Here is a 22,559-nt window from a genome sequence, read left to right as displayed (position 1 = left end):
CGAGGGAGGGTGGTGGACGTGAGTAACACATATGTTCGACGTAACAGAGACATCGATCGACGAGGTGCACGCGGCGTACGAAGCGGGCGACCTCACCTGTCGAGAACTCGTCGAGGCGTACCTCGACCGAATCGAGGCGTACGACGAGAACGGCCCCGAACTCAACGCTATCGTCACCGTGAACCCCAAGGCGACGGTGCGGGCGGACGAACTCGACGCGGCATTGGACGCGGACGGGTTCGTCGGCCCGCTCCACGGCATCCCCATCGTGGTCAAGGACCAAGTCGAAACCGCCGACGTCCGGACGACGTTCGGGTCGGAGGCGTTCGCCGAGTACCAGCCGGCGACGAACGCCACGCTCGTCACGCGTCTCGAAGACGCCGGGGCGATTATCCTCGCGAAGACGAACCTCCCGGACTGGGCGACCTCGTGGTTCGGTTACTCGTCGGTTATCGGGCGGACCAAGAACCCCTACGACCTCGCTCGCGACCCCGGCGGGTCGTCGAGCGGGACGGGTGCGGCGGTTGCCGCGAACCTCGGGACCGTCGGTATTGGCGAGGACACTGGGGGTCGATTCGGCTGCCCTCCGCGTACAACAACCTCTTTGGCATCCGCGTCACGCCCGGCCTGTTGAGCCGAAGCGGGATGTCCCCGCTCGTCGCCTCACAGGACACGCCGGGCCCGATGGCGCGGTCGGCCAGGGAGTTGGCGCAGGTCCTCGACGTGACCGTCGGATACGACGCCAGCGACGAGTACACGGCGGTGACCGAACTCACAGACGACGCGGGGCACTACGTCGACTCGCTCGACCCCGGCGCGCTGTCGGGCGCGCGCATTGGCGTCCTCCGCGACGCCTTCGGCGACGAGGACGACCCCGACAGTGGGCCGGTCACGAGCAAGGTCGGCGACGCGCTCGAGACGATGGCCGACGCCGGAGCCGTCCTCGTAGACCCCGTCGAGATTCCGGACCTCGACAGCCACATCGAGAAGACGCTGCTCTACATCCTCCAGTCGAAACGCGACCTGAACGCGTTCTTCGCGGCCCGTGACGACTCGCCGGTCGACTCCGTGACCGAGTTGTACGAGTCGGGACAGTACCACCCGATTCTCGACCTGCTCATCGGTATCGCCGAAGAGGGTCCGGAGAACCCGACCGACGACCCCGGATACTGGGAGAGCGTCGCCGCTCAGACGCAGTTCCAGCGCACCGTGTTGAACGTCTACGCCGCCCACAACCTCGACGTCCTCCTCTGCCCCGACGCGCAGGTCATCCCACCGACGGCCGAGGCGATCGAAGCGGGCGAACTCGATACCCTGACCTTCCCGACGAACACCGTGCTCGCCTCACAGGCGGGGCTGTGTGCGATATCCGTTCCCACCGGACTGACCGACGACGGTCTCCCGGTCGGCGTCGAACTCATCGGCAAGCCGTATCAGGAGACGACCCTCCTGTCGCTCGCACACGCGTTCGAACAGGTCGCCGAGCCGCGCGCTCCGCCGGAGACCGCACCGCCACTCGACGACTGAACACGAACTAGTACTGGTCGCTCAGGAACGGCCCGGCCGCCGCGGCCACCGCGGCTTCGAGCGCGTCGGTCCGTGTCAGTCGTCCGTTGGTGAACGCTCCGGCGGCACCCTGTTTCTTCGCCACGTCGTCGGCCCCGAGCACGTCGTCCATCACGGGACCCAGTTCCTCGCCCGCGCGGAGTCGGGCGGCGACGTGGTCGGGGAGCGGAAGGGTCGGCCCGCCGCCACACGAGAGTCGCTCCCCGTCGGTGACCGCCGCCCACATGACGAGCGCGAGGCCGTCGCCGACGACTTCGACGTCGGGGGCGAGCGGGTCGGTGTCGGCACCGAACGTCTCTCCCCCGTCCTCGACAGTCGCCGCGCCCCCCTCGACCGCTGCCACGCCCCCCTCGATGCCCACGGCGAGGTCGTAGCGGCCGTCGTCTTCGACCGCCAACGCCCGTCGCGCCCGCGTAACCGCGCCACGGCGCGTCTCCTCGTGTCCGAACGGCTGTTCGCTCACGCCGGAGTCGACGACGCACACCTCGACCGTCGCCGCGTCGAACACCCGCGCAGTCGCGTCGCGTTTCACCGGATTCCCGCTGCCGACCGCGATTCGCATACCCGAGGCTGGGACCGCGAGGCGTAAAACCGGTCCGTTCGCTCTCCGGCGTCGTCGAGGTGACCCGACTCGTCGCTCGCATAGAATATATAAAGGTACGGTAACACGTGTCGTGATCGGCCGAATCGAGGCGACTCCCGGACACTTCCGTCCGAAATACGACAAGTTTATATAATACCACTCCGTCGTCAACGCAACAGACTGCTCCGGCCTTTTCGCGGACGCCACGGACGCCGGGAGCACCTGCCGTCGTATCCATGAGCGAGAAAACATACGGACGAACACGACTGCGAGACGCACCGCGCGAACGGGACGAACGAACGAACGAAACCGAAACCACCGGAGACGAACTGACCTGCCCCGAGTGTTCGGGCAACGTCGTCACCGACGACGAGCACGGCGAGACCGTCTGCTCGGAGTGTGGGCTCGTCATCACCGCCGACTCGGTGGACCGCGGCCCCGAGTGGCGCGCGTTCGACTCCCGCGAGAAGGACCAGAAGTCCCGCGTCGGTGCGCCGACGACGAACACGATGCACGACAAGGGGCTGTCGACGAACATCGACTGGCGCGACAGGGACGCGTACGGCAACTCGCTCGGTGCGCGCCAGCGCCAGAAGATGCAGCGCCTCCGCAAGTGGAACGAGCGCTTCCGCACCCGCGACTCGAAGGAGCGAAACCTCAAGCAGGCGCTCGGCGAAATCGACCGCATGGCCTCGGCGCTGGGCCTCCCGGACAACGTTCGGGAGACCGCGTCGGTCATCTACCGCCGCGCTCTGGGTGAAGACCTCCTTCCCGGGCGCTCCATCGAAGGCGTCTCCACCGCGTGCACGTACGCCGCCGCGCGAATGGCCGGCGTCCCCCGGTCGCTGGACGAGATTGCAGAGGTCTCCCGCGTCGAGAAGAGCGAAGTCGCCCGCACCTACCGCTACGTCTCCCGGGAACTCTCCCTCGAAGTGAAGCCCGCCGACCCCGAGCAGTACGTTCCGCGGTTCGCGAGCGAACTCGACCTCTCGGACGAGTCGAAGATGCGCGCCCGTCAGCTTCTGCAGAACGCGAAGGAACAGGGCGTCCACTCGGGGAAGTCCCCCGTAGGGCTGGCCGCGGCCGCGGTGTACGCCGCCTCCCTCCTCACCAACGAGAAGACGACGCAGGCCGCCGTCAGCGAGGTGGCCGACATCTCCGAGGTGACGATTCGGAACCGCTACCACGAACTGCTCGAAGCCGAAGAGCAGGTCGGCCTGGCCTGAGTCGCCGGGAACCGAGGTTCGGGTACCCTTCGTCGGCAAGGTCGTGAGTGGCGACTGTCGAGAGCGTGTGGAGGCTGTCGTCGGGGTGCGAGAGGATTTGGAAGATGCGGAGCGGTCGCTCTCGTTCTCGGTTTTTCGAGTCGACGTCATGCGATTTCACCGACACGCCCACCGCGTCACACCCGACCGCACGGTACTGGACCCCAAGACCTACTAGTCCGGCCACCCTCCATCGGTCGATGCGGACCGAGCACGTCCTCCGTGTCGGGGACAGTCGGGCGTCCGAGATGGCCGACGAGAGCGTCGACCTCGTCGTCACCTCGCCGCCGTATCCGATGATCGAGATGTGGGACGAGCAGTTCGCCGCGCTCTCGCCCCGGGTAGAGGAAGCGCTCGACGAGGGGAGGGGGGACGACGCCTTCGACGGGATGCACGCGCTCTTGGATGCGGTGTGGGACGAGGTCGAACGCGTCCTGCGCCCGAGCGGCATCGCCTGTGTGAACGTCGGCGACGCCACCCGTTCGCTCGGAGACGAGTTCCAGTGTTTCCCCAACCACGCACGGATCACGCGGGCGTTCCGCGAGCGGGGCTTTACATCGCTCCCGGCGGTGCTGTGGCGGAAGCCGACCAACCGGCTGACGAAGTTCATGGGCTCGGGGATGCTCCCGACGAACGCGTACGTCACGCTCGAACACGAGCACGTGCTCGTCTTCCGGAAGGGGCCGCGCAGACGGTTCCCGCCGCACGACGACGCCCGGTACGAGAGCGCCTTCTTCTGGGAGGAGCGCAACCGCTGGTTCTCCGACCTCTGGAAACTCCCCGGGGCGTCCCAGGGGCGAGACGGCGACGGACGCGACCGGGCCGGGTCGTTCCCGCTCGCTCTCCCCCTTCGACTCGTTCGGATGTACTCGACGTACGGCGACCGCGTGTACGACCCGTTCGTCGGCACGGGGACGACGACGCTGGCGGCGATGCTCGCCGGCCGCGACTCCCGTGGGACGGAACTCGAAGCCGACCTGTTAGAGGAGTTCGACGCGCGGCTCGACGACCTGCCCGAGCGGTCGAATCAGCGGCTCGACGCACGCCTCGACCGCCACCGCGCGTTCGTCCGCGAGCGGGAGGAGCCACTGGAGTACGACGCCGTCCACTACGACTTTCCGGTCGTGACGAAGCAGGAACGACACGTCCGCTTCTACGACGTGACCGGCGTCGAGACCACGGACGGAGCGTCCGAAAGGCGATACGTCGTGTCGTACGAGCCGCGGTGAGCGGGCGTGGAACGCAAACGCGAGAAAATGACGAGCAATGTAAACGCGGAGAGCCGACGGTCGAGGAGGCTCAACTGGAGCGCGTAACGAGGGCCGACCGGAGCGGAAACCGACAGCGGACGACGGGCTGACGCGCGGCGGACGGCCGGCCGACACCGTATCCGGACACTTAAGCGGGCGGGGCGTCCTCTTGGAGCAAGAACGAAATGTCGAACCCACGCCGCCGCGCGTTCGTCGCGGCTCTCGTCGCAGTTCTCGGCGCGACAATCGGTATCGCCGGGGCCGGTCACGCGTACCTCCGCGAGTGGCGACGCGCGATCGCGTGGTTCACGTTCGTCCTCGGCGCCGAACTCGTGTTGCTCTCGGTGTTCACGGACCCCGCGACCGTCGTCGGTTCGGAGTCGTCGACGCCCATGACCGTCTCGGCGCTCACGTCGGCCGCCTCGGCGCTCCCCTCGACCGTCACGGGACCGCTTCTCGTCTTGCTCGTGTTGAGCACCGTCGACGCGTACCGCCTCGCGCTCGCGAAGGGCAGCGTGGGCGAGAACACGGGGCCGTCGTGTCCGTACTGCGGACAGGAGGTCGACCCCGAACTCGACTTCTGTCAGTGGTGTACCGGCCGGTTCGAGACGGCGCCCGCGGAGGGAGAGACGGCCGAACCGCGACCGGCGACCCACGACCGCGGGTCGCGTCAGTAGCCCGAATTTACTTCTCGATGATGGACTCCTCGACCGCCTCGCCGAAGTGCCGCGCGGTGTCCTCGTAGTACACCAGCACCTCGTCGCCGGCTTCGAGGTCGGTCACCGCCTTCCGCCCCTCGCGGGTGTGGACCTTGATCGTCTCGGCGTTCTGCAAGAGCGTCTCGATTCGGTCCTCCCCCTCCCCGGTCTCGACCCGCGCCTGCACGCGGAACATCGGCCGCTTCTCGATCTTGCAGCGCCCGACGATGGCCTCGCGCGTGTTGCCCTCGCTGTCGACGACCTGCACCTCGTCGCCGCTCTGCAGTTCGGCGAGGTAGCGTGTCCCGCCATCGGGGGCGCGCACGTACGCGTGGACCGCGCCGGCGTTCACCCGGAAGGGGCGGGAGGCGACGTAGGGCGACTCGGCCGTCTCGGCGTGGACGAAGAACAGTCCTCGGCTCATGGACCCGACGAGCATCCCCTCGTCGTGCTCCATGAGGGAGCCAGTGTCGACGCAGACGCGGTCGGCCATCCCCGTCCGCTCGACGGCCGTCACCTCCGCCCACTGGAGGTCGAGGTGTTCGCGCTCGGCGGCGTCGCGCACTTCGCACGTCCGGCGGATCTCGTCGGGGTCGTCCGAGTCCAGGAGGACCGAGTCGGCACCCTGTTCGAGCGTCTCGAACGCCGTCTTGGCCTCTTCGGCGCTCGTCACGCCCGCGATGAGTTCGGTCTCGTCGCCGATGCGGGCGATGAGGTTCTCCAGCGGGATGATGGTCCAGTCCTCGCCGACGACGACGGTGTGGTCGGCCTCGTGGGCGGCCTCCTCGGCGAAGCGCTCGTACTCCTTCGAGAGGATGCGGACGTACGCGCCCTGTACGCGGTCGTCGCTGCGGCGGAGCGCCGTGAGGTCCGCCGACCCAGAGAAGTCGTTCGGGAGGTCGATGGTGCCGTCGCCCTCTGACTCCTTGCCGACGAAGTACGCGTCCGCTTCCGAGGACACGCTGTCGTCGCTCTCGGCGTCCATCACGTGGACGTCCGCGTCGGTCCGGAACGCGGCCACCCTCACGTCACCGAGGTCGCGGACGCGGTCGACGTCGCCCTCGTCGACGAGCACCCAGTCGACGCCGGCCTCCAGGCCGGCGGTGATGCGTCGTTTCCTCGTCTCCCAGTCGCCGACGCTGTCGTCGGCCTTGAGCCAGACGCTCCGTGTCATGGGAGTAGCCACTCGATGAGCGGGCTTGAACGTGGCGAATCCGACATCCAGCGGCGCGATGCGGCGGCGAGAGGGGAGAAATTACTCCGTCGCGTCCGTCGTGAACCGTTCGGCTTCCGCCGTTGGGTGCTCAGCATCCGCCGTGGGACGCTTGGCTTCCGCCGTGGGATGCTCGGCGTCCGCCGTGAGGTGCTCGGCTTCCGCCGTGGGATGCTCGGCCTTCGCCGTGAGGTGCTCGACCAGTGGTCGAGTGATGCGCGTGACGCGGTACTCGCGTTCGCCGTTCTCGTACACCGACGGCGGCGGTGCGGTGTCCCGATAGCGGTACACCTCCGTGTGGAGCAGGTCGTCCTCGAACCGCGTGGTCGTCGCCGGGAGGAAGTCCACGAGGTCCACGGCGGCGTACTCGTCCCAGTCCGTGTTCCGAACCCGGGGCGAGAGCGGTAGCGAGGGGGCTCTGAGCGTCACGTCAGAACACCTGAAGCCCGCCGTCGACCCACAGCGTGTCGCCCGTGACGTAGCCGGCATCGTCGCTCGCGAGGAAGAGGTACGCCCCCGCGACGTCCGCTGGCTCTCCGGCCCGGCCCAGCGGGACGTGCTTGATGACCTCGCCGGCGCGGACCTCCCGCGGGGCGCTCTCGGACCACCCCTCACTGATCTCGGTGGCGATGTGGCCGGGCGCGACGGCGTTGACGCGGATGCCGTACTCGGCGAGTTCGAGCGCGGCCCCCGCGTGATCATCTTCACGCCGCCCTTCGTCGAGTCGTACTGGACGTGGTCGAACTGTGCGAGTTCCGCGCTGATGGAGGCCGTGTTGACGATACAGCCCTCGACGCCGCGGTCGATCATGTCCTTCGCCGCCACCTGCGTCCCGTAGAAGACGCCCTTCGCGTTGACCTCGTGGAGGCGGTCGAAGTCCGCGGGGTCGAGGTCGAGGATGTTGCCCGACCGGAAGATGCCCGCGTTGTTCACCATCACGTCGACGCCGCCGAACTCGCCCGCGGCCTCGACGACAGTCTCGATGTCCCCGACCTCGGAGACGTCGGTCTCGACGTACCGACCCACGCCACCGGCCTCGTCGACGAGGTCGTGCGTCGGTCGCTCGGCGTCCGTGTCCTTCGGGTCGGGCCTGACGTCGGCGTTTATCACCGCGGCGCCGGCTTCGCCGAACCGTCGGGCGACGGCGCGGCCGATGCCCGAAGAGGCGCCGGTGACGATGACGGTGGTGTCGGCGTAGTCGTAGGAGACGTGGGACATGTGCGGTCGGGCGTACGGGAGACGCCGAGAAAAGTGGCAGTGTCGACACCAGCGGTCGGGTCGCACACCGACGCGACGAGCGCCGTACAGCGAGCGGCCTGAGTCCTCCAACGGGCGGACGACCGCCTCCAGTCGATGCGCCTGCCGTCTACTCGACGACGAAGTGCGAAAAGCCCGAAGTCGACGTCGTGGTGGACCGCTCCATCGACGCCGTCACGCGGGGCTGGTCGCGTTCGAGCCGCTGCATCCGCGTTTCGAAGCAGCGGGGACACTCGACGAGGCCCCCACGCCGAGCGGCCGACCGTGTCATCGGCTCCGTCGCGAGGGGAATCCGGGGGCAACGCGTCGTGGTGTGGAACACGTGCTCGGTGTCGGCGACGACGGGGACGTGGACCGTGGGATTGCGCGGCGTCGGCATGTGTCGTGGCTGGTGGCAGTGTGGCGAGGTGAAGTTACGGTCCCTCGTAGACCGACCGGAACTGCTCGTACAGGTGCTCGTCGAACGAGGCGCGGGTCGGAAACCCCACCCCGCGCTCGACGTCGTCGATTCGGGCGTCGTATCCGGCGACGAACATCGCCCAGGCGAGCGACTCGGTGTGCGTTCGGCCGACGGTTCGGGGTGGGTTGGTCACGCTCGAACTCCGAGGGTTCTGGTGGCCGGGAGCGACAGTCATGGGTTGTGGGTTCGTCAGACGACACTCGGACGGGATAGATAACCCCTTCTCCCCAGAATCAACCGTGATACAGCGTGTCATGCGTGCGTCAGACGCAGGGCAGACAGCCCGCGAGGCGGCCGCGTCAGCGGTCACTTCGCCGCAGGGTGTACGCGCGTCCGAGCAGGTCGAACAAAGTCGAGTCGAGTCGAGTTAGGCCTCGGCGCCGGCCTCTTCGGAGAGACCGGCGACGTCGAGCGCCTCGTCCGCGGAAGCGTCGTCGTGGATGATGGCCGAGACGGCGCGCGTGATGGCCTCGGGGTCGTCGTGCTGGAAGATGGAGCGTCCCATCGAGACGCCGGCGGCGCCGCCGTCCATCGCCCCGCGGACGTTCTGGACGGTCTGTCGGTCGGTCCCCTTCGCGCCGCCGGCGATGACCACCGGGAGTCGAGTGGACTCGACGACGTGACGGAAGGAGTCCGCGTCGCCGCTGTAGGCCGTCTTGACGACCTGCGCGCCGAGTTCCTCCGCGAGGCGGACGGCGTGGCCGAGATACTCGGCGTCGTGTTCGGGGTCCTCGCCTTCGAGGTTGGCGCCGCGGGCGTACGACATCGCGAGGACGGGGACGCCGTACTCGCCCGCGACGTCGGTGATGCGCGCGAGTTCGGATATCTGGTCCGGTTCGTAGTTCGAGCCGACGTTGATGTGGTAGGAGACGGCGTCCGCGCCGGCGCGGATCGCCTCTTTTACCGTGCCCGTGTGCCGTTTGTCGTTCGAGTCCGGACCGACGCTGGTCGAGGCGTTGAGGTGGACGATGTAGCCCGCCCCGTTCTTGTGCGGGTGAACCCGCGGGGCGATGCCCTTCTGCGTCAGAACGGCGTCGGCGCCGCCGCGCGTGATGCCGTCGATGGTCGATTCGATGTCTTTCAGCCCCTTGATGGCACCCAGCGTGATGCCGTGGTCCATCGGGACGATGAGGTAGTTCCCCCCTGTCGAGATGCGGTCGAGTCGTGCGGTGATTCCGGCGTCCATGGTTGTAGTGTGAGAATCTGTAGCAATCGGTGGTTATGTGCGTTCCGTTTGCGGTGTCGATTGCGCGGTTTCGGCGCCCCTGAGCGCGCCCTCTTTCAGTTCGCGAGCCTTCTTTTCGAGGCGACGGGCCGTCTCCTCGGTCGGCGTGTCGTTCTCGTACCCGTCCGCCACGATGTCGACGAGCGCCGAACCGACGATGACGCCGTCGGCACCGGCGCGAACGACCCGTTCGGCGTGCTCGCCGGTCTTGATTCCGAACCCGACCGCCTTGGGGACGTCCCACTCGTCGAGTCGCGCGAGCGACTCGTCGGTCTGGTTGGAGACGTCGTCGCGCGCGCCGGTCACGCCGAGGCGCGCCTGGACGTAGACGTAGCCCGACACCTGCTCCATGATGTGGCGCAGTCTGTCGCCTCTGGTGGTGGGCGCGACGATGAAGACGAGGTCGAGGCCGAACTCGTCGCACGCGGCGCGCAGGTCGTCGGCCTCCTCCGCCGGGAGGTCGGGCACGACGAACCCCTCGATGCCGACTTCGGCGGCCCGTTCGACGAACGCGCGCGGTCCGGGGTCGCCCGTCCCGCTCGCGGCTTCACCGCTCGCCGTTTCCGAGGCGCGTCGTGCCTCGCTCCGCCCGTACTGGTAGATGAGGTTGTAGTAGGTCATACACACCAGCGGGACGTCGACGTCCAGTTCGTCGACGAACTCGAAGAAACGCGTGGGCGTCATCCCGTTGTCCAGCGACCGGACGATGGCCTGCTGGATGGTCGGTCCTTCGGCGATGGGTTCGGAGAACGGTAAGCCGAGTTCGATGATGTCCGCGCCGCCGCGCGCGAGTGCCTCGACGTACTCGATGGAGGACTCGTAGTCGGGGTCGCCCGCCGCGAGGTACGGGATGAACGCGGGGCCGTCGGCGAACGCCTCGGCGATGCCCGACATCACAGCCCCCCACGAACATGTCCATGTCGGGCGCGTTCTCGATGTCGCGCTCTGCCGTCTCCTCGATGACCGTCTCCAGGTCCTTGTCGCCCCTCCCCGAGACGTTCACCACGGTGAGGTCGCCGACCCGGTCGGGGTTCTCCTCTAGGAAGCCGAACGCGTGGGCCGTCTCCAGCGCCGGGATGATGCCCTCGGTCTGGGAGAGTCGGTGAAAGCCTTCGAGCGCGGCGTCGTCGTCTACGGTGACAGGAGTGACGCGGCCGGTGTCGACGAGGTGGGCGAGTTCCGGGCCCACACCCGCGTAGTCGAGCCCCGACGAGACCGAGTGTGACTCCATGATCTGTCCGCTGGAGTCCTGTAGGAGCTTCGTCCGGGCGCCGTGGAGGACGCCCTCGTTCCCCGTCGACAGCGACGCCGAGTTCGGCGCGACGCCCGCGTCCTCGTCGACTGCGAGCGAGGAGCCGCCGGCCTCGACGGCGAACAGTTGGACCTCGGAGTCGTCGATGAAGTTCGCGAACGTGCCCATCGTGTTCGACCCGCCGCCGGCACACGCGAGCACGGAGTCGGGCAGCCGACCCGCCTGCTCTCGGACCTGCCGACGGGCCTCCTCGCTGATGACCGCCTGGAAGTCCCGGACCATCGACGGGAACGGGTGCGGACCGACCACGGAGCCGATGACGTAGTGGGTCGTCTCGACCGTCGTGGCCCAGTCGCGCATCGTCTCGGAGATGGCCTCCTTCAGGGTCCCTCTCCCGACAGTGACGGGGTTGACCTCGGCGCCGTTGATTCGCATCCGGAAGACGTTGGGGCGCTGGCGGTTGATGTCGCGCCTGCCCATGTATATCTCGCAGGGCATGTCGAGGTGTGCGGCGGCCATCGCGGTCGCCGTGCCGTGCTGGCCCGCGCCGGTCTCGGCGATGATGCGCTCTTTGCCCATGTACTTCGCGAGGAGCACCTGTCCGAGGGCGTTGTTGAGTTTGTGTGCGCCCCCGTGGAGCAGGTCCTCGCGCTTGAGATACACCTCCGTCCCGTAGCGCTCGGAGAGGCGGTCCGCACGCTGGAGCGGCGTCGGACGGCCACCGAAGTCCCGCAGTCGGGACCGGAACTCGTCCATGAAGCCCTCTTCGTTCTCGAGGACGTACCGCTGGTACGCGTCGGTGAGTTCTTCGATGGCCGGCATCAACGCCTCCGGCACGTACTGTCCGCCGTAGTCGCCGAACTTTCCGCTCGTGTCCGTGCTCATTGTGTCGTCTCGGTGTTCGTCTCGTCCGTTCGCGTCCGTTCGCTGCGGACGAACCGCTCCGTGTTCGCTCTCACGTCGCCGTCCATGATGGCACTGCCGATGAGGAGCGCGTCGGCACCGGCCCGCCGCATCCGCCGGGCCTCGTCCGGCGTCGTCACGCCGCTCTCTGCGAGGAGCGTCACGTCGTCGGGGGCGTCGGGGGCGACCCGCTCGAACGTCGACAGGTCGACCTCCAGTCGTGCGAGGTCGCGGTTGTTCACGCCGATGATCTCCGCACCCGCGTCGAGCGCGTCTCGGAGTTCCGCGCGGGAGTGGACCTCGACGAGCGGCTGGAATCCTCTCGCTCGCGCCGCGTCGACCATCGTCGAGAGGTCCTCGCCGAGGAAACGGGCGATGAGTAAGACGAGGTCGGCCTCGACGAGGTCTAGCTGTGCCTCGTGCAGGACGAAGTCCTTTCGGAGCACGGGGACGTCGACGGCCTCGCGGACTCGCCGGAGCGCGTCGGGTGACCCCCCGAAGTGTTCCGGTTCGGTCAGCACCGACAGCGCCGTCGCGCCGCCCGAGACCATCTCCCGGGCCAGGTCGACCGGGTCGCTCTCGACGCGCCCGTCGGTGGTCGGACTCGTCGGCTTCACCTCCGCGACGACCGGGACCCGTCCCTCGGCCTCCGCAGCCGCGACCGCCTCGGGGAACGACCGCGCGTCGACGGAGAGACGGGTGTCGCCCCCCGAGCGCCCCCGCGCGGCCGCGAGAATCGAACGCACCGCGGGGGCCATCTCTTCCTCAGTATCGTTCATCAGTGTACACTGATGGACTGATTTGTTCATAAGACTTGCGGGATACGGCGGGCGTCGGAGGGACGGGGCGGTGGAAGACGGGGTTGAAGACGCTCCGGTGACGACTGTGGGGTATGGCTCCGGATGCAGCGACGGATGCGGGTATTTTCGCCCGGTCGTTCGAGGATTGCGTGGTCGAAATCGGTGTCGCAAGCGGCCGCGTCGTCGGCGTCTCCTTCCCCAGCGAGGTCCCCGACGACGCCGCGAGCGACCACGCGCTCCTCGACCGCGTCGAGGCGTACCTCCGAGGAACGGAGGACCACTTCGACGACGTACAGGTGGCGCTCACGGTGCCGACGGCACAGCGGCCGGTACTCGAAGCAGTGCGGAACGTCCCCTACGGAGAGACCATCTCCGTCGGGCGACTCGCCCGTCTCGCCGGCCTCGACCCCGAGAACGACGGAGACGTCGAAGCGGTCGAGACGGCGCTCCGTGAGAACCCGGCCCCGCTGTTCGTGCCCGACCACCGAGTCGAGGCGCCGGGGGCGACCCCCGAGCGGGTCGCTCGGCTGTTTCGCGCCGTCGAATCGTAGGTGTGGAGACGCCAGTGTGAGGAAGGAGTATCGTCGAGGAGACGAGACTTCTTGTACGAGGCCGGGGCCACCGAGTCGTGTGCGGTGAGCCCCGCTCCGGGACGGTCAGCGACGTGACGACACCCCGTCTCGGAGGAGCGCGTGTCGTCCGTCAGCCCCCTCCTCACCCCCTCAGTCCGACGCGGTGGCCGTTCGTTCCTCGTCGGCGTTCCACGTCCGGGCGAAGTCGACGAAGTTCGCGAGGAGTTTCAGCCCCGTCTCCCCCGACTTCTCCGGGTGGAACTGCGTGCCGACGACGTTGCCGCGCTCGTTCGCGGCAATGGCGGCGAACCGTCGGCCGTGCTCCGCCGCGGCGACGGTGTGGTCGTTCACCGCCGTCGCGTACGAGTGGACGAAGTACGCGTAGTCGTCCCCGATGTCCTCGACGAGCGGATGGGCTCGCTCGACGGCGAGGGTGTTCCATCCCATGTGCGGGACCGTGACCTCGTCTGCCGGGAGGCGTTCGACCCGACCGGGGATCAGATCGAGTCCGGCGACCGTCTCCCCATCGGGTGCACCCTCGGTGCTCTCGGTGAACAGCAACTGGAGTCCGACGCAGATACCGAGGACGGGCGTGTCCTCGGCGGCGTCGACGAGCACGTCGTGGAAGGGCCGTGAGTTCCGCATGCACTCTTCGAACGCGCCCACCCCGGGGAGCACGAGCGCCTCCGCGTCGGCAATCGTGGCGGGGTCGGAGCTCTCCTCGACCGTGGCCCCGGCGCGTTCGAGCCCGCGACGGAGGCTCCGGAGGTTCCCGACGCCGTAATCGATGACGGTGACGTTCACGACGGAACGACGCACAGCGATCAAAAGAGCGTGTCGCTCGGTGCAACCGATGGGACCAGTGCGACCGATGCGACTGACAGACCGTTCCGCGAGCTATCCGACGCCGACGCCCTCGTGGACGAGGAATTCCAGCGCGTTCACCAGGTAGTGGGCGACGACGACGACGGCGAGGCTCCCGGTGAGCACGAACGCGGCCGCGAGGACGAACCCCAAGACGCCGGTGACGACGATACCGGCCGGTCCCTGCGCGCCGTGGCCGAGCGCGAACGCGACCGACGAGCCGAGCGCGAGGAGCCACGGCGAGACGCCGAAGCCGGCGGAGAACACGCCGACGAGCACGCCACGAAAGAGGAGTTCCTCGAACCCCGCGATGATGGGGAGAACGAGGAACAGGAGGACGGCCCATCCACCGAGCGAGTCGGGAGCGAGCGCCTCGCGGAGCCCCTCGTCGGCACCGATGCCGAGCCGTTCGCCGACCGAGGCCCCGGCTTCGTTGGCCACGTAGAGCGCCACGCCCAGCGCGACCCCGACACCGAGCATCGACGCCGAGACGAGCGACGAGGAAACGCCGAACGCGGCGAGCGGGATCTGAGTGAACCAGGCACCGGCGAGGAGCAAGAGCCCGAACGTGCCCTGTGAGACAGCGACGTTCGCCAACAGCGCAATCGTCGAGAGCTGAGGCGTCGCGTGCGGTCGGTCGGTCGGCTCGCCGTGACGGGTCGGCGAGTCGAGGACGCGGTCCGCGAGCCGAACGTGGACGTCGGCGACGGCCGGATCGACCGATCCGGGTCGAGGTCGCGACCAGTCGCTCCGCGGGAGCGCGTCACCACTCACGGCCGCTTTCGACGCGTGCGCGAGAAGGAGGAGCAAGACGAGGACGACGCCCGCAAAGCCGGCGAACGTCGCCCAGTCGGGCATTTACTGCGGGCTGGGGCTCGAAGGACCGCGGACGCCCTTCTTCGGAAGCGCCGAGCCGGTGATGGTCTTGAGCCGGTCGACGAGCGAGTCCTTTTCGGGTTCGCCTTCGAGGGCGACGTCGAGAACCTCGCTGATGTGCGAGACCGGGATGATCTCGACCATCTCCTTGTACTCGTCCTCGATCATCACGTCCTGCTCGTTCGCGGCGGGGATGATGACCCGCTTGCAGCCGGCTTTCGCGGCGGCCTCGATCTTGTGCGTGACGCCGCCGACGGGGAGGACGTCACCGCGGACCGAGAGCGACCCGGTCATCGCGAGCGCCTGGTCGACGGGGATGTCTTCGAGCGCCGAGATGACCGCCGTGGCGACCGTGATAGAGGCGGAGTCGCCGTCGACGCCCTGCTGTCCGGTCTGGACGAACTGGACGTGGACGTCCATCTCGGAGAGGTCCTGATCGGAGAACTTCTTGATGATGGCGGAGACGTTCTGGACGCTCTCTTCGGCCATCTCCTTCAGTTGGCCCGTGGCGATGACCTGACCGGGACCCTGCGAGGGGGTCACCTCGGCCATGACGGGCAGCATGATACCGGAGTCCTGCCCCATGACGGCGAGGCCGTTGACGCGGCCGGTGACGAAGCCCTCGTTGACCGAGAGTTCGTAGTCCTTGCGCCGCTGGATGTACTCGTCGGCGATCTGCTGCTCGATGGAGCGGGCGCGACCCTTCGCCTGGAGGACGTGGTCGCGCGTCGTGTTCTCCGCGTCCTCGGAGCGAGCGATGTCGCCCGCCACCCGCACGAGTCCACCGAGGTTCCGGAATTCGAGGGTGAGGTGGCCCTTCCGACCCGCACGGCGGCGGGCTTCGAGGATGACCTCCTCGACGGCGTCGGAGGTGAAGTGCGGAAGACGGCCGTCCTTCGCGACCTCCTGAGCGACGAACCGCGCGTACTTCCGACGCATCTCCGGGGAGTCCTCGATGGTGTCGTCCATGTACACCTCGTACCCGTAGCCCTTGATACGCGAGCGGAGCGCGGGGTGCATGTTCTCCATCGCGTCGAGGTTCCCGGCGGCGACCATGACGAAGTCGGTGGGGACGGGTTCGGTCTGGACCATCGCGCCCGAGGAGCGCTCGGATTGGCCCGTGATGCCGAACTCGCCCTCCTGAATGGCCGTCATGAGGTGCTGCTGGGAGCGGATGTCCAGCGTGTTGATCTCGTCGATGAACAGCACGCCCTTGTTGGCCTTGTGGATGGCGCCGGGTTCGACGCGGTCGTGGCTCGGCGTCTCCATCCCGCCGGACTGGAACGGGTCGTGACGGACGTCGCCGAGCAGCGCACCGGCGTGCGCACCCGTCGAGTCCTCGAACGGTGCCGTCGTCTGGTCGGCGTTGTTGACGATGAGGTTCGGAATCATCGCGTCCCCGCTCCGCGAACCGTAGCGGAACGCGAGATAGATGATACCCGCCGCGAGGATGCCCAGCAGGATCTGCCCGGCGATGATCAGCGAGTAGCCGAGGACGATGGCGATGATGATCCACATCAGGAAGGAGCGCATCTGGTTCCGCTTGCGCGCCTCCTCCTTGTGTGCCTCGACGATCTGCTCACCCTTGCCGGAGGGGACAGTCCGGACCTTGGGCTTGTTCCCGTCGTCGGGGTTGTGGTAGACGAGGACGTCCTGCAGTTCCTCCTTCGGGAGGAGTTCGGACATCGCCTTCGCCAGCATCGACTTGCCGGTCCCCGGCGAACCGATCATCATCACGTGGCGGCGCTGCTTCGCGGCCTTCAGGATGACGTCCCGTGCGTGTTCCTGTCCGATGACCTGATCGACGAGCCGATCCGGTACCTCGATCTCCTGCGTCGAGCCGATCCGGAGGCCACCGAGGAGGTCGTCCTCGGAGGGGTTCTCCTCGATGGTCGCTTCACCGTCGACCTCGACGTCGACGGCGCTCCCGAGGTCGTCGAGGTCGTTGACGGTCTCTCTCTCTGTCTCGTCGGATCCGTTCCCGTGCTCGCGCCGCGGCACGTCGCCAGCGCCGCGGTCTGTCTGCTCCTCCCGCTCGTGGGACTCGCGCGACTCCCCGTCCGAGGGGGCGAGTCGGGGTGGTCTTCACTCCCTCGTTCCGGGGGAGTTTCGTCAGATTCCATGTCGTTGCTCATAGAAGCGTTGCTATCCTGAGACAGGGGTGCGCGACTGATATACTTTCTCCCCGTCGGCGTTCCGAACGCATCACCCAAACCCACTCGTCGGCGGTGCTACGACGTGAATTCGGCGTCTGAGCAGACTCGTGTACTTTATAAAAGGCGGCGGAGAACCACTCTGCCATGCGGGGGTTCTACATCGGACGGTTTCAGCCGTATCACAACGGCCACCACAGGATGGTCGAGGAGATCGCAGCGGAGGTCGACGAACTCGTACTCGGCATCGGGTCCGCGGGCGACTCGCACTCGCCGCGCAACCCCTTCACCGCCGGCGAACGGGTCATGATGGTCACCAAGTCCGTCGCCGAGTTCGACGTCGTCAGCTACGCGGTCCCCATCGAGGACCTCGACCGCAACTCCGTGTGGGTGAGCCACGTCCAGTCGATGTCGCCGACGTTCGACGTGGCGTACTCGAACAACCCGCTCGTCATCCAACTCTTCCGTGAGGCGGGCGTCGAGGTGCGTCAGTCGCCGATGTTCAACCGCGACGTCCTCGAAGGGGCCGAACTCAGGGAGCGAATGCTGTCGGACGGGGACTGGCGGTCGCTCGTTCCCGCCCCTGTCGTCGACATCGTCGAGGAGATCGACGGTATCGAGCGCATCCAGCGCGTCTCCGAGACCGACTCGAACGGCGACGCGACGAGCGACCCCGAGTGAGAGCGGAGATGATCACGCTGAGTTCGGACTTCGGTTCGCCGTACCCCGCCGCGATGCGCGGCGTCCTCCTCTCGCACGACCCCCAGGTTCGGCTGGTCGACGTCGCCCACGACCTCCCCCGTCAGGACGTCCGCGCGGCCGCGTTCTGGACTCGCTTCGTCCTCCCGGAGTTTCCGCCTTCGACGCACCTCCTCGTCGTCGACCCCGGCGTCGGCACCGACCGTGCCGCGCTCGCCGTCCGCGCGGGCGACCACGCGCTCGTCGCCCCCGACAACGGGGTCGCTCTCCCCGCGGCGCGGGCGCTCGCTGGCGAGCAGGCCGTCGAGGTCTTCGCGTACGCGTACGACGAGCCAGCCTCGAACACGTTCCACGGCCGTGACGTCTTCGCCCCCCTCGCCGCGGCCGTCCACGAGGTCGGCGCCGACCGGATCGAGGAACTCGACCGCGTCTCGCCCGCCGAGGAGTACGTCGACCACCGTCTCCCCGAAGCCGACGTCGCGGACGACGGTCTGACCGCTCGTGGCGAGGTGCTCGTCGTCGACGACTTCGGGAACGCCATCACGAACGTCCCGGGCGCGTTCCTCGCTGGACTCGACGACGGCGACCGGGTACGGGTGAACGGCGAGGAGGTCCCCGTCGGTGAGTCGTTCGCGTCGGTCGCGGAGGGCGAGCGACTCGTCACCGTCGGCAGCCACGCGTTCGTCGAGTGTGACGTGAACCGGGGACGGGGCGACGAGGCGTTCGGGCTCTCGGCGGGCGACGAAGTCGTCGTCGAGCGCGAGGAGTGAGGAGACGCGACGGACGGCGGACTCGGAAACCGGAACGCGAGCGGCCCCGTACCGACGGGGGAGAATCGTCGAAGGCGATGAATAGTTCAACCGTTCGACGTGCCCGACACAACGAATGAGCAGCTAAGCCGTCTGCCGACGAACGTTTCCTGCCTTCTGGACGTCCCGAAGGCGGGGAGACACATGTCAGACGAAGACAAGTCGTACGACGAACTACCGGCGGAGGTCACGATTTCGGTTACGAGAGAGGAACTGAACAGCGTCGCGAAGAAGGTCGGGCTCGACGACGGGCGAGCGTTGTACGCGATGCTCGTCGCGCCGTCGGCAGCGGGGGACGTCGGCGACTACGAGAACTGCGTCATCCACTGCAGCAACCTCTTCGAGGGGGATGCGCTCGTCGCGTGCATCGAAGGCTGTGCCAAGGTGACGAGTTCGTTCACGGCGCCGACCGTCGGGCCCGCGACGAGAAGCTGAGCGAGCGAGCCAAGAGCAGAAAAGCCGGTGAGCGGCACCACACCCTGCTATTTTCGCGCCACTGTGTTCGACAGCGGAACGGAAGAGCGACCGGATATCGGCCAGAGAGAAGGCGAGAGCGAGCCGATTACTCGGCGGCGATGACGTCGTCGATGCGGAGGATCATCGTCGCGGCCTCGGTCGCCGACTCGACGGCCTCGCGCTTCACCGCGGCGGGGTCGAGGACGCCGTGCTCGACGGGGTCGCCGATCTCACCGAAGCGGCCGGTGGCGACGACGCCCGCGCGACCCTCGCTCTCGTACCGCGAGCGCAGATCGACCAGTGCGTCGATGGGGTCCATGCCGACGTTCTCCGCGAGCGTGCGCGGGAGCGCCTCGACCGCGTCCGCGAACGCCTCGACCGCGAGCTGTTTTCTTCCTTCGATGCCCGCCGCCTCCGACCGGAGGTGGTCGGCGATGGCGACCTCGGTGCAGCCCGCGCCCGGGACGACACCGCCCTTGTCGATGGCGGCGATGGTGACGTCGATGGCGTCGTTGATGGCGCGCTCCAGTTCGTCGACGACGTGCTCGGTGCCGCCGCGCAGGAGGAGCGTCACCGACTTCGAGGCCGCGCCGCCCTCGACGAACGTGAGTTCGTCCTCGCCGTACTTCTCGATGGAGACCGACTCGGCGTGGCCGAAGTCGTCGGTGTCGATGTCAGTGACAGAGCCGAGGCGCTTCGCGCCCGTCGCGTGGGCGATGCGGCGCGCGTCCGACTTCTTGACGCTCTTGAACGCGAGGATACCCTCCTTCGCGAGGTAGTTCGCGACGCGGTCCGAGATGGACTTCGTGCAGAACACGACGTCGACGCCCGCCTCCTTCAGCGAGGTGGCGTACGACCGCAGTTCGCTTTCCTCGGCGTCGAGCGCCGCGGTGAGCTGTTCGACCGAGGAGATGTTGTACTCGGTGTCGGCCTCGGCCTTGCGGACGTCGAGCTTCACGTCGACGACTGCCACGGTCGCGTCCTCGACGGAGCGGGGCATCTCGTCGTTGACTGGCTCCTTGTCGATGATGACGCCCTCGACGAGTTCGGTCGCCGACGAGGAGGCGCCCGTCCGGGTGTGGACGTTGATGTCGTCGCGGTCGAACCGCTCGGCGTCGTCGTAAACCATCCGGACGGCGCGGACGACGTGCTGGGCGAGGACGTCGGCGGTGACGTCGCCGGTGCCCTTACCTGTCATGGAGGACTCGGCCACCTTCACGAGGAGGTCGTCGTCGAGGTCGACGTCCAGCACCTGCGCGTCGATGGCGTCCTGGGCGAGGCGGGCGGCCTCGGTGTACCCTTCGACGATGACCGTCGGGTGGATGTCGTCGTCGAGGAGGTTCTCGGCTTTCGCGAGGAGCTCCCCTGTGAGGACGGCCGCGGTGGTGGTGCCGTCACCGACCTCGTCCTCTTGGGTCTCGGCGACCTCGACGATCATCTGCGCGGCGGGGTGCTCGATGTCCATCTTGTTGAGGATGGTCGCCCCGTCGTTGGTGATGACGACCTCTCCCGAGGAGTCGACGAGCATCTTGTCCATCCCTCGGGGGCCGAGGGTGGTGCGTACGGCGCTGGCGACCGCCCGGCCGGCACGGATGTTCGAGTCCTGTGCGGACTGGCCGCGGGTTCGCTGGCTGCCCTCTGCGAGAATGAACAACGGCTGGCCCTGCTGCATGCGGGATGACATAGTAATCACCAGTAGATGGTTTGCAGTTCTATATAAGCGTTTCTTCGATTTGCCTGCCAAAACCGCATGACTGCGTAGCAAGGGACGTGTGTGCACGAGTCGCACCTGGGAGACGAGACACGGGGACTGGCTCGTGCGACGGGCCGTCCTCACCCCGCTGGCTTATAGTCCGCCCCGGCGACAGTGACAGCTAGAGGATGCTGGAACTGGAACACGGCTTTCGCGTGGTCGACGTCCGCGCGCGGCTCGACCCGAACGGCGACGAGAGCGCCCGGTTCGGGCGCGAGATGGGTCCCGAGCGTCTCGAACGCGAGTTCCACCAGGCGGGCGTCGTCAGGGCACTCGTCGCGCCGGGGCCCCGTCCGAGAGGGGAGGGTTACCTCAGGGTGAACAACGCGGTGGCGCGGCTGAGCGTCGACCGGCCGTTCGTCCCGCTGGCGCGACTCACGGGGCCGCGCGACCCCAGCGACCGCCCCGCCGCCCGCCTTCGGAACCTCACCGCCTCGCGCGCGGACCACCACACCACGCCGGACGACGTCGAGCAGTACGGCTACGGCGACCGGTTCCACGGGTTCACGCTCGACCCGGCACACGACGGCCTCCCCGACGAGGAGACGCTCGACCGTCTCGACAGCGTGGGCCTCCCCGTCGTGGTCCGCGCCGGGGACGGCTTCACTCTCGCGGCGGTGGAGGCGACGCTCCTCCGGTACTCGTTCCCGGTGGTGCTGGAGCGGTTCGGCGGCTACCCGCTCGACCGCGAGCGGATGCACGCGGCCGTCGACCTGCTCGACCAGTACGACGGCCTCTACGTCGAGACGAGCTTCGTCCGCTACCGGGACGTGCTCGAACGGGGGCTCCTCGAACACCCCGACCGGGTGCTGTTCGGGTCGGGCGCGCCGGCGACACACCCGAACGTCAGCGTGATGGAACTGCTCACGCTCGACGTGAGCGAGGACCTGATGCGCCGCGCGTTCGAGAAGAACGCCGTGCGGGTGTTTCCGGGGCTCGCGTCGTCGGCGTGACGGGGGGAGCGGCTACTGGGAGGAGGACTGCCGCCAGTCGTACTGTGCGACGGCGCGGTCGGCGCGGGTCGAGACGCCGCGGGGATTGCGCGTCGGCGTCCGGTCGCGGGCGCGGGCGACGAGGCCGTCGCGGAAACCCATCGTGATACCGACGGTGACCGACCGGCTGGTGCCGAACCACGACGTCGGCACCGACTCCCCCCGCAACACGTCCTTCGCGGTCGACAGCGCGTCCGACCCGGCGTGGCGGAGCGTCCGCCGAGCGACCTCCGGCCTGAGGCCGTAGTTCTTCACGAGGCGGTACGCGAGCGCACGATACTTCCACTCCCAGTCGCGGGTCTCGACGCCGCCGTCGGTCTCGTGTTCGAGCGACACCTGCATCTCCGGTTCCCACGCGACGCCGTAGCCGAGGCCCGCGAGGCGGTGGGCGGCGTCGCGCGCACCGCCGGTCTGGAGGTACTCGTCGAACCCGTCGAGGTCGTCGAGGGCGTTCCTTCGAAAGGCGACGTTGCCGCCGTCGAAGTACGTGACGTCGCGCTTGCAGATGCGGCGTCGTTCGGGGGCGTCGGCGGTCTGGCCGCCGTAGACGCGGCGGCGGGTCGGCCCGGTGACGACGGGGTCTTCGACCAACCGGTCGCAGAGGGCGTCGGCCCACCCCGGTTCGACGGCGAAGTCGTACCCGAGGAAGGCGACGGCGTCGCCGCTCGCGGCCTGGATACCGGCGTTCCGGGCGACGTTCAGCGTCCGCGCGGAGAGTTCGACGAGAACGTCGACGTCGTCACGGTCGCGCACCATCCCGGTCGTCCCGTCCGCCGAGGGGCCGTTGACCACGACCACCTCGGCGTCGGGAGCGTGGGCGGCCAGCGAGTCGAGGCTGGTGGCCAGCCGATCACGCCCGTTGAGCGTCGGAACGACTACCGAGAGGTCCATGTCCGTCCGTCGGCGAGCGAAC

General features: G+C 68.1%; 20 protein-coding genes and 4 pseudogenes. 9 read left to right on the top strand and 15 right to left on the bottom strand.

Annotated features, from left to right (window positions below; all coding sequences use genetic code 11):
* Positions 1-31: 31 nt before the first annotated feature.
* Positions 32-1,527: pseudogene (locus C2R22_RS27360) on the top strand (amidase).
* 7 nt (positions 1,528-1,534) lie between these two features.
* Here C2R22_RS27360 and C2R22_RS04785 read toward each other — a convergent pair.
* Positions 1,535-2,128, bottom strand: coding sequence for a DUF84 family protein (locus C2R22_RS04785; protein ID WP_103424747.1), 594 nt, complete (start codon positions 2,126-2,128; stop codon positions 1,535-1,537).
* A gap of 257 nt (positions 2,129-2,385) precedes the next feature.
* On the opposite strand from C2R22_RS04785, the gene C2R22_RS04780 reads away from it, so the two are divergent.
* The 3 genes from C2R22_RS04780 to C2R22_RS04770 all read left to right on the top strand — a co-directional run bounded on the left by C2R22_RS04780 (position 2,386) and on the right by C2R22_RS04770 (position 5,341).
* Positions 2,386-3,375, top strand: coding sequence for a transcription initiation factor IIB (locus C2R22_RS04780; protein ID WP_103424746.1), 990 nt, complete (start codon positions 2,386-2,388; stop codon positions 3,373-3,375).
* Positions 3,376-3,614: 239 nt separating this feature from the next.
* Positions 3,615-4,643 (top strand): DNA-methyltransferase, encoded by a 1,029-nt coding sequence (locus tag C2R22_RS04775; RefSeq protein WP_103424745.1) that lies wholly within the window; start codon positions 3,615-3,617, stop codon positions 4,641-4,643.
* A gap of 206 nt (positions 4,644-4,849) precedes the next feature.
* Positions 4,850-5,341: a zinc ribbon domain-containing protein gene (locus C2R22_RS04770; protein WP_103424744.1), complete on the top strand. Its 492-nt coding sequence runs from the start codon at positions 4,850-4,852 to the stop codon at positions 5,339-5,341.
* A gap of 7 nt (positions 5,342-5,348) precedes the next feature.
* Here the strand turns inward: C2R22_RS04770 and C2R22_RS04765 are convergent, their stop codons facing one another.
* The 9 genes and pseudogenes from C2R22_RS04765 to trpC all read right to left on the bottom strand — a co-directional run bounded on the left by C2R22_RS04765 (position 5,349) and on the right by trpC (position 12,451).
* The gene (locus C2R22_RS04765; protein WP_103424743.1) at positions 5,349-6,536 is read right to left on the bottom strand and encodes a 3-dehydroquinate synthase II; all 1,188 of its coding nucleotides are present in this window, start codon (positions 6,534-6,536) and stop codon (positions 5,349-5,351) included.
* 81 nt (positions 6,537-6,617) lie between these two features.
* Complete coding sequence (locus C2R22_RS27355) at positions 6,618-7,004, bottom strand: hypothetical protein (protein ID WP_162562379.1); 387 nt, start codon at positions 7,002-7,004, stop codon at positions 6,618-6,620.
* A 1-nt stretch (position 7,005) separates the two neighbouring features.
* A pseudogene (locus tag C2R22_RS27350) lies at positions 7,006-7,793 on the bottom strand (SDR family NAD(P)-dependent oxidoreductase).
* A gap of 148 nt (positions 7,794-7,941) precedes the next feature.
* Positions 7,942-8,211 (bottom strand): hypothetical protein, encoded by a 270-nt coding sequence (locus tag C2R22_RS04750; RefSeq protein WP_103424742.1) that lies wholly within the window; start codon positions 8,209-8,211, stop codon positions 7,942-7,944.
* A 34-nt stretch (positions 8,212-8,245) separates the two neighbouring features.
* A complete protein-coding gene (locus C2R22_RS04745) occupies positions 8,246-8,425 on the bottom strand; it encodes a hypothetical protein (protein WP_162562378.1) in 180 nt (59 codons plus the stop codon).
* Positions 8,426-8,659: 234 nt separating this feature from the next.
* A complete protein-coding gene (locus tag C2R22_RS04740; RefSeq protein WP_103424740.1) occupies positions 8,660-9,478 on the bottom strand; it encodes a 2-amino-3,7-dideoxy-D-threo-hept-6-ulosonate synthase in 819 nt (272 codons plus the stop codon).
* Between the two features lie 33 nt (positions 9,479-9,511).
* Positions 9,512-10,411 (bottom strand): tryptophan synthase subunit alpha, encoded by a 900-nt coding sequence (gene trpA / locus C2R22_RS04735; protein ID WP_103424739.1) that lies wholly within the window; start codon positions 10,409-10,411, stop codon positions 9,512-9,514.
* 4 nt (positions 10,412-10,415) lie between these two features.
* A pseudogene (gene trpB, locus C2R22_RS04730) lies at positions 10,416-11,654 on the bottom strand (tryptophan synthase subunit beta); the annotation flags it as partial.
* Positions 11,651-12,451 carry an indole-3-glycerol phosphate synthase gene (gene trpC, locus C2R22_RS04725; protein WP_103424738.1) on the bottom strand — a complete coding sequence of 267 codons (801 nt, stop codon included), beginning with the start codon at positions 12,449-12,451 and terminating at the stop codon, positions 11,651-11,653. The pseudogene trpB and the gene trpC, both read right to left, overlap by 4 nt.
* 113 nt (positions 12,452-12,564) lie before the next feature.
* Here trpC and C2R22_RS04720 point away from each other — a divergent pair, with 113 nt between their 5' ends.
* A complete protein-coding gene (locus C2R22_RS04720; protein ID WP_103424737.1) occupies positions 12,565-13,023 on the top strand; it encodes a methylated-DNA--[protein]-cysteine S-methyltransferase in 459 nt (152 codons plus the stop codon).
* A gap of 171 nt (positions 13,024-13,194) precedes the next feature.
* Here C2R22_RS04720 and hisH read toward each other — a convergent pair whose 3' ends face one another.
* From hisH to lonB, 3 genes and pseudogenes are all read right to left on the bottom strand, one after another.
* Positions 13,195-13,848 carry an imidazole glycerol phosphate synthase subunit HisH gene (hisH, locus tag C2R22_RS04715; protein WP_103424736.1) on the bottom strand — a complete coding sequence of 218 codons (654 nt, stop codon included), beginning with the start codon at positions 13,846-13,848 and terminating at the stop codon, positions 13,195-13,197.
* Between the two features lie 93 nt (positions 13,849-13,941).
* Positions 13,942-14,766, bottom strand: a complete 825-nt coding sequence (locus C2R22_RS04710; RefSeq protein ID WP_103424735.1) for a CPBP family intramembrane glutamic endopeptidase — start codon at positions 14,764-14,766, stop codon at positions 13,942-13,944.
* Positions 14,767-16,824 (bottom strand): annotated as a pseudogene (gene lonB, locus C2R22_RS04705) (ATP-dependent protease LonB); the annotation flags it as partial.
* Positions 16,825-17,084: 260 nt separating this feature from the next.
* On the opposite strand from lonB, the gene C2R22_RS04700 reads away from it, so the two are divergent.
* From C2R22_RS04700 to C2R22_RS04690, 3 genes are all read left to right on the top strand, one after another.
* The gene (locus C2R22_RS04700; protein WP_103424733.1) at positions 17,085-17,618 is read left to right on the top strand and encodes a nicotinamide-nucleotide adenylyltransferase; all 534 of its coding nucleotides are present in this window, start codon (positions 17,085-17,087) and stop codon (positions 17,616-17,618) included.
* A gap of 8 nt (positions 17,619-17,626) precedes the next feature.
* Entirely contained in the window at positions 17,627-18,406 is a 780-nt protein-coding gene (locus C2R22_RS04695) for an SAM hydrolase/SAM-dependent halogenase family protein (protein ID WP_103427570.1), read from the top strand.
* Positions 18,407-18,589: 183 nt separating this feature from the next.
* Positions 18,590-18,880 carry a hypothetical protein gene (locus C2R22_RS04690; RefSeq protein WP_103424732.1) on the top strand — a complete coding sequence of 97 codons (291 nt, stop codon included), beginning with the start codon at positions 18,590-18,592 and terminating at the stop codon, positions 18,878-18,880.
* 127 nt (positions 18,881-19,007) lie between these two features.
* On the opposite strand, the gene thsA is transcribed toward C2R22_RS04690, so the two are convergent.
* Complete coding sequence (gene thsA / locus C2R22_RS04685; RefSeq protein ID WP_103424731.1) at positions 19,008-20,585, bottom strand: thermosome subunit alpha; 1,578 nt, start codon at positions 20,583-20,585, stop codon at positions 19,008-19,010.
* Between the two features lie 197 nt (positions 20,586-20,782).
* On the opposite strand from thsA, the gene C2R22_RS04680 reads away from it, so the two are divergent.
* A complete protein-coding gene (locus C2R22_RS04680) occupies positions 20,783-21,607 on the top strand; it encodes an amidohydrolase family protein (protein ID WP_103424730.1) in 825 nt (274 codons plus the stop codon).
* 12 nt (positions 21,608-21,619) lie between these two features.
* Here C2R22_RS04680 and C2R22_RS04675 read toward each other — a convergent pair whose 3' ends face one another.
* Positions 21,620-22,537 carry a glycosyltransferase family 2 protein gene (locus C2R22_RS04675; protein WP_103424729.1) on the bottom strand — a complete coding sequence of 306 codons (918 nt, stop codon included), beginning with the start codon at positions 22,535-22,537 and terminating at the stop codon, positions 21,620-21,622.
* Positions 22,538-22,559 lie beyond the last annotated feature (22 nt).

It is taken from the genome of Salinigranum rubrum (assembly GCF_002906575.1).
Taxonomy (GTDB): domain Archaea; phylum Halobacteriota; class Halobacteria; order Halobacteriales; family Haloferacaceae; genus Salinigranum; species Salinigranum rubrum.
The sequence above is the reverse complement of the archived record's forward strand: the minus strand, read 5'-3'. Positions and strand labels throughout refer to the sequence as shown.

Excerpts from the sequence above, each read along its gene's own strand:
- C2R22_RS04785 (WP_103424747.1), bottom strand. The coding sequence starts at position 2,128 with ATGCGAATCGCGGTCGGCAGCGGGAATCCGGTGAAACGCGACGCGACT.
- C2R22_RS04780 (WP_103424746.1), top strand. The coding sequence starts at position 2,386 with ATGAGCGAGAAAACATACGGACGAACACGACTGCGAGACGCACCGCGC.
- C2R22_RS04775 (WP_103424745.1), top strand. The coding sequence starts at position 3,615 with ATGCGGACCGAGCACGTCCTCCGTGTCGGGGACAGTCGGGCGTCCGAG.
- C2R22_RS04770 (WP_103424744.1), top strand. The coding sequence starts at position 4,850 with ATGTCGAACCCACGCCGCCGCGCGTTCGTCGCGGCTCTCGTCGCAGTT.
- C2R22_RS04765 (WP_103424743.1), bottom strand. The coding sequence starts at position 6,536 with ATGACACGGAGCGTCTGGCTCAAGGCCGACGACAGCGTCGGCGACTGG.
- C2R22_RS04750 (WP_103424742.1), bottom strand. The coding sequence starts at position 8,211 with ATGCCGACGCCGCGCAATCCCACGGTCCACGTCCCCGTCGTCGCCGAC.
- C2R22_RS04740 (WP_103424740.1), bottom strand. The coding sequence starts at position 9,478 with ATGGACGCCGGAATCACCGCACGACTCGACCGCATCTCGACAGGGGGG.
- trpA (WP_103424739.1), bottom strand. The coding sequence starts at position 10,411 with ATGTCGGGCATCGCCGAGGCGTTCGCCGACGGCCCCGCGTTCATCCCG.
- trpC (WP_103424738.1), bottom strand. The coding sequence starts at position 12,451 with ATGAACGATACTGAGGAAGAGATGGCCCCCGCGGTGCGTTCGATTCTC.
- C2R22_RS04720 (WP_103424737.1), top strand. The coding sequence starts at position 12,565 with ATGGCTCCGGATGCAGCGACGGATGCGGGTATTTTCGCCCGGTCGTTC.
- C2R22_RS04710 (WP_103424735.1), bottom strand. The coding sequence starts at position 14,766 with ATGCCCGACTGGGCGACGTTCGCCGGCTTTGCGGGCGTCGTCCTCGTC.
- C2R22_RS04700 (WP_103424733.1), top strand. The coding sequence starts at position 17,085 with ATGCGGGGGTTCTACATCGGACGGTTTCAGCCGTATCACAACGGCCAC.
- C2R22_RS04695 (WP_103427570.1), top strand. The coding sequence starts at position 17,627 with ATGATCACGCTGAGTTCGGACTTCGGTTCGCCGTACCCCGCCGCGATG.
- C2R22_RS04690 (WP_103424732.1), top strand. The coding sequence starts at position 18,590 with ATGTCAGACGAAGACAAGTCGTACGACGAACTACCGGCGGAGGTCACG.
- thsA (WP_103424731.1), bottom strand. The coding sequence starts at position 20,585 with ATGTCATCCCGCATGCAGCAGGGCCAGCCGTTGTTCATTCTCGCAGAG.
- C2R22_RS04680 (WP_103424730.1), top strand. The coding sequence starts at position 20,783 with ATGCTGGAACTGGAACACGGCTTTCGCGTGGTCGACGTCCGCGCGCGG.
- C2R22_RS04675 (WP_103424729.1), bottom strand. The coding sequence starts at position 22,537 with ATGGACCTCTCGGTAGTCGTTCCGACGCTCAACGGGCGTGATCGGCTG.